Origin of the sequence: Actinocrinis sp., assembly GCF_035605935.1 — a bacterium.
Classification (GTDB): Bacteria; Actinomycetota; Actinomycetes; order Streptomycetales; family Catenulisporaceae; genus Actinocrinis.
The window spans coordinates 1-8675 of the sequence record NZ_DATNGK010000157.1; the positions used below are offsets into that span (position 1 = coordinate 1).

The following is an 8675-nucleotide window of genomic DNA, read 5'->3' on the forward strand; positions in this document are numbered from 1 at the left end:
TGCCACGCCCTGTCCCTTCGGACTTCGCACATAGCGCAACCGCACCCCGCGCCGTCCTGGTGATATGTGAGGGTATTGAGTGGAGCAAGCGGCTCTCACCGTACAGCCTTGTTGCGGGATTAATTCGCGTCAAGCCTGGCAGGGTGCGGGGCGCGCGGGCAGCTATCCTCTCCAGCCCCCCTTGAAGGCGTGCATGAGCGGTCGCTGAGACGTGGAAACTATTGGCTGGCCGTGACCGCGACTGCGGATGCAGCCCGTGTGAGAAGCAGGGATGCGTAGCGCGATGGAGCTGGTTGCTTGAAGCGTTTAGGGTCTGCGTATGGTTCAGCAGATCCTGCCGGAACAACAGTTCATCCGCGGGGACGACCACCCCCAAACACGGGACACACAAGCCTATATCGCCGTCCTCAGCGGACGACCGGCTCCAGAAGGACACTGGTCCGAGGACCTGCCGATGCCTCCGACGTGAAGGATCGAATCGCTCTGATTCACGCGTCTCCCGGCGGCGCAAGGATCAGCCCCGGGGCGCGGGTGGGATCGCTCGGTGATCGACTCGATCTCACCGATCACGTAACCGCTTTGGAAGGCAACGCTTCCGCGCTGCGAATTCTGCTGTGAGCCTTTGCGGACCTGCGCCATTCATCGACGATGGCCGCCGCGACGATGAGAAGTGGTGCGAGTAGCAGGGTGTTGCCGAACCGGTCGTACGGTGTGTCTGAGGTGGCGAGCGGGACAGTGACCGTGAGCGACTGGCGTGCCGTTGAGGGAAGTATGGCGATGCGGCGGCCCGCCGCGTCGTAAGCCGTGGAGTCGCCGGTGAGTGCCGCTTGCACGACTGGACGGCCGGTTTCCGCCGCGCGCACAGCCAGCAGGGCGGCCTGCTGCTCCTGGGCGTAGCTGCCCTGGAATGACGAAGTCGAGGATTGATACACGATCAGCTGCGCGCCGCGTAAGGCGACGGTGCGAGCCATGTCAGGGAACGAGGACTCGAAACAGGTCAGCGGGCCGAAGCGGATGCCGCTGGCGGTCAGCACGGTCAGGCCGGTGCCCTTGGTGCGGTTGACCGGCGCTGCCTTTGAAACCAGGTGCAGCCAGCCTAGGAGCGGGCGAAGCGGGATGTACTCGCCAAACGGTACGAGCCTGGTCTTCGCGTACTGACCCACGATGCCGTGCGCGTCGAGCAGCACTGACACCTTCGCGATCGAACCGTCAGGACGTGTCGCGTCGACGTCCACGAGCAGCGGCGCGCGCATCGTGTGGGACAGTGCGGTGAGCCGCGCAAGGATCTGTGGGTGGCTGTCCAGGTCGTAACCGACGCTGCTTTCGCCCCACACGACCAAATCGGGGCGCGTTGCAGCGGCAGACAAGGCAAGGTTTGCGCTCAGCGCGGCGCTGGCGTCGAGCCGCCTGGCCGGGTCGGGCGGCGTCAGGCCGGGCTGGATCAGCGCGATCCGCGCGGTTCCCGAGCCGTTGGGCTTGTGCAGTGCGAACCAGCACGGCCCGGCGACCAGCGCCAGGACGATGACGAGCGCGGCGAGCGCCCGGGCTGTGCGGCTGCTGCCGGCCACCAGCAACAGCACCCCGGTGTTGACGGCGACCACGGCGGCGCCGACCAGCCACACTGCCCCGATCGCGGCCAGGCCGAGCTGCGCCGGATGCTGCCACTGGCTGGCGCCGAGCGGGTTCCACGGTCCGCCGAGCACCGGCCAGGACCGCGCGGCTTCAACGAGCATCCAGCCTGCGGGGACGATGATCAGTGCCCTGACGGCACCAGTGGGAGTGGTCGCGCGGGCGAGCATGCGGGAGGTCAGCACGGCCCACGGTGCCCAGACCGCGCCCACGATAGCGGCGGCGACCGGGAAGAACACGGTCAGATTCGGCGCGAGCCAGTACTCGCTGGCGAGCGTGTAGCCCGCGCCGCCGAGCCAGCCGATGAGAGCGGGAGCACGCCAGGCGCGCAGGGTGTCAGCCCAGCGTCTGCCGCAGGTCGCGCTGGGCTCATTTGCGGGGGCCGCCGAGCGGATCAGCGCTAGCCACGGAGTCAGCACGACCCAAGCCAGCCAGCCCAGATCGATCCGAGGAAAGACAAGCACCGGCAGCCCGCCTGCGAGCAGGGCTGCGCTCGAAGTGCGCCACCGAACCTGCCTTACGGAACCAGCCGCCATACGTTCATCGTGACAGCGCGAGCCGTATTCGGCCGCGTCGAATCGAGCGAGATCGCGTCGCGCTGCGGCGTATCTGTCACAAGCGAAGGCGCGCAGGCTCTACCAGCGTCGGGCCTGCTCCAGATCCGACAACCAGCCGAAGACACGGCTACCTGGCGAAGGCACTTAACGACGTCCGCGAGAAGCCGCCACCACGCGCGACAACGAACTCGACCCCGGCTGGCCAAAATTCGCGCCGACTCATCAAACGGCACCGCGCCGCAGACTTCGCCAGCGCCGACGGCCATGGCTGGTCCTGGGTGGCTCGCTCAGCGGCAGGAGATGTACGACTTTGACCTTTGACGAGTTTGGCGATGTTGTCAGCTCGGCACATGCGAAAGGACGGTATCGGCAACCTGGGTCACGGGAACGGTCGTGACGACTTCGAGGGTGGCCCGGGCGCGCAGTAGCGGCTCGACCGCCTGGAGGTACTGGAGCGTTTCGGCGAGTTCGGCGGGGTCCTTGCCGTAGGGGTTCGTGGTGCGGTGGGTGAGCCGTTCGATGAGCACCTGGGCGGGGGCGCTGAGCAGCACGATGTGCTCGAGCCAGGGGTAGAACGCCGCTTGGTTGCGGGTGGTGCCCGCCACGAACAGTACGTCTGTGTTGTTGGCGGGGGCGCAGCGCAGCAGCGCTTCGATGCGCTCTGCGCGCCAGAGTCGTTCGCCCTCGACCAGTTCGTAGTAGTCGCCGTAGTCGGTGTCGACGGTGCGGTATCCGCGCGCTGCGAGCTCGTCGAGCAGGGTGGACTTGCCAGTCCCCGACATGCCCGTGATCAGCACGCGCGTCATGGCACGGCAGGATACCCGCTGGTTTATGCGTGTGCGTCGTCGCCGAGTTAGGCGCGCAGGCCGGGCGCGCGTGTCACGGCGAGGAGATGTGCGCTCGCCGGGAGCAGTGCCGCGTGATCGTCTGCCAGTCTCGCTGCACGCACCGCCGCCTCCAGATAGTCCGGCCGATCGTCTACCAAGCGGCTGGCGAGGAGCGGCAGCAGCGGCCCCTCGATGCCGAACAGCGTCGGCTCATCGAGGCCCGAGGTGGCGAAGTCCTCGCGGATCTCCTCGACCGTATGGAAGTAGGCGACGGTGAAGCCGGACTCGAAGTCGTTCTCACCTCGGTCCCGCAGGGTGCTGAGGATGTCGTAGATCCGGTCGTCATTGGCGCCCAACTGGGCGGCCACCTCGACGATCGGGGCCTGGCGTGAAATGAACGCCGCTGCGATCAGCCCGCCAGGTCTCACGACGCGTCGTGCCTCGCGCAGCGCCTGAGCCCGCTCGGCGGCATCGACGAGATGGTAGAGCGGCCCGAGCAACAGTACGACGTCGGCCGACGCGTCGGACGCGGCCAGGTTGCGCGCGTCCCCCTGTTGCGCGGCGAAGGTGCCGTACTGGGCGGCCTGCTCGACGTGCCTGGTGACAGGGTCGATCAGCAGCACCTCATAGCCGAGCGAGGCGAGCCAGAGCGCGTAGACGCCGGGACCGCCGCCGACGTCGAGAATCCGTGCAGGGGCCGCCGGCAGGAACCGGCTCAGCAGCTCCTTAGTACGCTCGCGCTCAAGTCGGCCGAGCGCGCCAGCTCCAAGCCGGTCAACCTCGTTGAAACGCCGGCCGTAGTAGTCGTCGATATGTGGATGCAGCGCAGGTGCGCCGGCGCGGGCGGTGAGATCCGTATCCATGATCTGATTTTTCTCGGATCCCAACCGCGCCGCTACGGAATATTCCTCGCCCTGCAGCTGTGGCGCCTGCGCTGACAATCGGCTCTGCACCGCGGTGCGATCGTGATCGCGCTCGCGCCTGGCCAACCCATACTGCTCCACCAGTAATGAGGATCTTCTCGCCAGGCATGAAATTCATTGGACGAGCCCGCTCGAGTATCAGAGTACGTACGACTGTCCGTGAGTGCGGCGGCTCGGCTCATACGGCTCCGAATCGGCCCAGCTCAGCGAGGACCTCGTCGGCCTCGGGGACATCCAGAGCCGAGTAAAGTCTTAACGCTTCCACGAGATGGTGTCTCGCCTGCTGCTGTTCGCCGAGGGCTGCACGGGCGCGAGCCAGACCGTGGTGAGCACGCGCCCGCTCGTCGGGGTCACCGATCCGGCTCGCCGTGTCGAGGGCCTCCGCGTGACAGTTGACCGCATGCCCGGTTCGCGCAGCGGCGAGCAGTGCTTCGCCGAGGCCGTTCAGCGCTTCGCATTCGAGGCTTTGGGCGCTGTGCCGACGGGAAACGGACAGGGCTTCGTTGAAGTGCGCGATGGCCTGCTCGACGCGACCTGCGCGCAGCTCGACCAGACCGAGAGAGGTGAGCGCCTCACACACGCCGTGCTGGTCGTTCAGTTCCCGGTAGGTGCTCAGGGCTCGCTTCTGGTGTTCACCAGCTTTCCCAATGTCGCCGCGCCGGAGGTAGAGCTGTCCGAGCCGGGACAGCGCCCCGGCTTGGCCGTCGACGTTGCCCGTCTGCTCGCATAACGACAGGGCACGCCGAAGGTACTCGGCCGCCGCCTGGAGCCGGCCGCGCCGCAGTTCGATGATGCCGAGTTCCTTCGCGCTGGTGGACTGACCGAGCAGGTCGCCAAGCGCTTCCGACAGCGCCATGACTTCTTGGAAGTGGCGGGTCGCCATCCGCCAGCGCCCTTGTTTGTGCTCCATCGTGGCGAGCACGTGCAGAGCCCTGACTTCGCCGAGGCGGTCGCCGTCCTGCCGCGTGATGGCCAATTCGTCCGCCGCGTAGTCGGCAGCCGCGGAGAAGTGGCCCAGGGAGCGTTCGATCAGCGCCAGCCGGTGCAGTGCGCGGACCTGGCCACCCCGGTCTGCAGCCTCCCTGAAGAGGGGAAGCGCGCGTTGTTGGTAGTCAGCGGCTTTCTCGTAGCGGCCTCGCATCCACTCGACGAAGCCGAGGTGAGTCAGTACCGTTCCTTCCGCATGGTGGTCGGCGCTGAGCCGCGCGGCACGCAGGGCGTGGCGATACAGCGTGACCGCCTCGTCGAGGTGGTAGCCGAGACTGAAATAGCGCTCCGTCACGGCAGCAAGAGCTGTGGCGTGGGCGGGAGACCGGTTGATCGCGTACGCGGCGACTGCCACCAGATTGCGGCGCTCGGCGTCCAGCCACGCCTGCGCGGCCACCGGGTCCGCCACCGGGGCGAGTAAGACCTCGGATGCGGCGAGGTGTGGCCGACGGTGGCTCTCGGTGGGATACAGGACACTCATCGAGGCCGCGGCAGTGTACAGATAGTGGTCGAGCAGCCCGCTTACCGCCGCATTTTGCTCCACGTCGCCGTCCTCGGCCGCGCAGCGCTCTCGACCATAGACCCTCAGCAGGTCGTGCATGGCATATCGGGAGGCGCCAATGGTGCGCACCAGGTGGGAGCGAGCGAGCCGATCGAGAAGTCCGCTGGCTTGCTCGGGCGTGGTGTTGGTCAAGGCGGCTGCTGCGTGGAGATCGAGTTCCGCGCCGGGATGCAAGGCAAGCAGCCGAAACGCGCGCGCCTCAGCCAGCTCAAGGTGACGGTAGGACCAGGAGAGCACGCCGCGCACGTCGGTCAGGCCGTCTCCGCCCGCCCCTAGCAGGTCGAGACATATGCGGTGGTCGGCCAGCTCGCTGACCAGAGTGGCCAGCTGCGCTTGCGGGCGTGTGGTGGCTCGTTCCGCCGCGATGCGGAGGGCGAGTGGCAGTCGGCTGCACTGTTCGGCGAGTGTGGCGGCCGCTTCCGACTCGGTGTCGACCCGAGGTCCGAGTAATGCGCGCAGGAGCGCTAGCGCATCGTCGGAAGGCAACGCGTCAAGCTCTACTCGGACCGCCCCGTCCCGCGCAACCAGCCCGGCCAAGCTATCGCGGCTGGTCACTAAGACGAGGCAGTCGCCGCTGCCCGGTAGGAGCGGCCGTACTTGCTTCACGTCTCGAGCGTTGTCCAGCACGATGAGCGTCCGCTGCTTGGTCAGCATACTGCGGTACACCGCGGCTCGTTCCTGCACCGTCGCCGGCACCTGGCGGCCGTCCATGCCAAGGGCACGTAGAAACCCCGCGAGCGCATCCGCAGTGGGTAACGGCTCGTCTGTGTCGAAGCCGCGCAGGTCCACATAGAGTTGCCCGTCCGGGAACTGGTCGGCCACCCGGTGCGCGAAGTGCACCGCCAGCGCGGTTTTGCCCGCGCCGGGGGCACCGCAGATCGCCGCGATCACCACCGGCCTTTCCGCGCAGTCATCCCGATCCCTTTCGCCCAGCATGTCGACCATCAGACGCAGCTGCGCTCGGCGACCTGTGAAAAGCCGCACGGCAGCGGGTAGTTGCCGAGGTACCGGTGCCTGCGCCCTCACGGCGGTCGGGTGTTCGCCAGCAGCGGCAGCGACAGCGGGCGCGACCGACACGACGCCGGCATCCAGGATCTGCTCGTGAGTCTGCTGCAGTTCGGGCCCAGGTTCGATGCCCAGCTCGTCTACCAGCACTTCGCGCGCCCGCCGATACGTCTCCAAAGCCTCGGCCTGCCGCCCTGCGCGAGCCAGAGCCACCATCAGCTGCGCGTGCAGCCGCTCACGTAGCGGATAAGTCGACGTCAACTGCCGAAGCTCAGGGATGAGCCTGTCATGCCGTTCGAGATGTAACTGCGCCTCGATTCGGTCCTCGATCGCCTGAACGCGTAGCTGTTCGAGCCGAGTCACGCACTCATCGCGCAACGCCTGGCTGGACACGTCCTGCAGCGGCACGTCACGCCACAGCTCCAGCGCTCCTGCCGCGGCCTCGGCTGCGTCAGTCCATCGGGATGACCTCAATGCTGCGCCGGCATCACCGCAGAGCGCCTCGAAGCGCAGCACGTCGAGTTCCTGGTCTGCGACGCGGCACAGATAGCCCGGATCCAGCGTCTCGATGCGCGCGGCAACCTGCGGACCGACGCTCTGACGCAGCCGCACGGCGTACGTGCGTACCGTGCGGACCGCGCCGCGCGGCGGGTCACCGTCCCACACGAGCTCGGCCAGCTCGTCCACCGGCACTATCCGGTTCGCGCGCACGAGCAACGCCGCGAGCAATGCGCGCTGCCGTCCCGCGGCCAGTCGGATCTGCTGGCCGTCATCGTCGGCGACAAACAGCGGTCCGATGATCCCCAGCCTCACCTGTACCTCCCCCAGGTGCATCGTGCACTGATGCGTGCAACCCGTGGCGGATGGCGCAGCTGAAACGTAGTCGATACGTCGCCCGCTGCGACAAGACTAGCGAGTGACGACGGGCAAAGTAGAACTCAGATATAGATCTGCCGCAACGCCTCGTTTGTTTCACAGGGTTCTGCGACGGCCGCCCGACGGCGAGAATAAACGAAAGGGCTCCAGCTCCATGAAGAAACTCATTGCCGCGATCGGTATCGCAGGCGCCGCCTTGACCTCCACCGCGATCACGGCGGGAGCGGCGCACGCCAGCACAGCCATCGGTCCGACGAGCGTCACCGTCACAGCGCTCGGATCCTCCCACGCGAGCCAGGGAACGCACTCCGCACTTGCCGTGCACCCGAATGCCGGCTGGCTCGGTGCCTGCACCTTCTGGGCCGACAGCAACACCTTCGGCGGCTGGTGCGACGGCAACGGCCCGGACTCGTACCGTGCCTGGGCTGACTGCGCCGACGGCTCGGTCTCGTACGGAGTCGTGCACTGGGACGGAGACCGACGCGGTTCCTACGCCTACTGCGCGGGGCACGGCGGCCTACGCACCCCGAACAACGCCTACTCGGCCTACGAAGGCTACATCTACTACTTCAGCTAAGCCGAACAGCCGGTATATGGCTGCCGCGCCCAGAAGGCAAAGGGCGCGGCAGTCGCGCGTCTGAAGCCAAATAGAGCTGCCGCCACACTCGCCGCCAGCAAGCCCCACATGGTGCGCCTAAGCGTGTTACGCCACCGGCGCAGCATCCCCGCGCGGTACCGCGCACCGCCCGACCATCAGTCAGCCAACGCACCCAGTCGGGTCATGGCATCCGGTCCGGGCCTATCGCGATAAGGGCTCTGTCGCACAGTCCTGCACAGTCCCCGACCGGGTCACGTGCGCTGCAATGGTGTAAGGCCACCGGCTAATCCGCGGTCACTCGTTGACGCGCCGAGAGGTTCCGGGACGGACGGACTTCGGGGTCTGTTTTGCCTCGATCATGGCTGGATGCGGCGAGAGCACGGCAGGCGGTCAGAATCTGTCCTGTGAGTTCTGCCTGGCCTCCTGTTGCGGGCGGCCGGGGGCGGTCGGGGCTCGGGCTTCTGTGGTGCGAGCGTCACAAAGACGGCGTGCCACGCTGTCATTTGTGCCGCCGGAAGTCGATGCTTGACCCGGCTCACGCATGGTGGTCATCCGCCGTGGTGCGCGCGACTAGGCCGTGTGTAAGAAGTAGCGTCGGACAAGGCCGCGGCGTCTGGCGCGTGCGATCGCAAGGCGGCGGAGCGTCCTCATATCGGGCATCTGCGGACGCTTCGCCAACGCAGCGAGCGTGCGTGGCAGGCGTCGCGGCCC

At 67.2% G+C, this 8675-nt stretch carries 5 protein-coding genes; 1 reads left to right on the top strand and 4 read right to left on the bottom strand.

The genetic code is table 11. From position 1 onward, the window contains the following. Positions 1–566: 566 nt before the first annotated feature. From lnt to VN779_RS13345, 4 genes are all read right to left on the bottom strand, one after another. A complete protein-coding gene (gene lnt, locus VN779_RS13330; protein WP_325723020.1) occupies positions 567–2165 on the bottom strand; it encodes an apolipoprotein N-acyltransferase in 1599 nt (532 codons plus the stop codon). 359 nt (positions 2166–2524) lie between these two features. Then, positions 2525–2992, bottom strand: a complete 468-nt coding sequence (locus VN779_RS13335) for an AAA family ATPase (RefSeq protein WP_325723021.1) — start codon at positions 2990–2992, stop codon at positions 2525–2527. A 47-nt stretch (positions 2993–3039) separates the two neighbouring features. Beyond that, positions 3040–3876: a class I SAM-dependent methyltransferase gene (locus tag VN779_RS13340; RefSeq protein WP_325723023.1), complete on the bottom strand. Its 837-nt coding sequence runs from the start codon at positions 3874–3876 to the stop codon at positions 3040–3042. Positions 3877–4114: 238 nt separating this feature from the next. Continuing rightward, entirely contained in the window at positions 4115–7303 is a 3189-nt protein-coding gene (locus tag VN779_RS13345; RefSeq protein WP_325723025.1) for an AfsR/SARP family transcriptional regulator, read from the bottom strand. Between the two features lie 217 nt (positions 7304–7520). Here VN779_RS13345 and VN779_RS13350 point away from each other — a divergent pair, with 217 nt between their 5' ends. Next, complete coding sequence (locus tag VN779_RS13350; RefSeq protein WP_325723028.1) at positions 7521–7943, top strand: hypothetical protein; 423 nt, start codon at positions 7521–7523, stop codon at positions 7941–7943. Positions 7944–8675 lie beyond the last annotated feature (732 nt).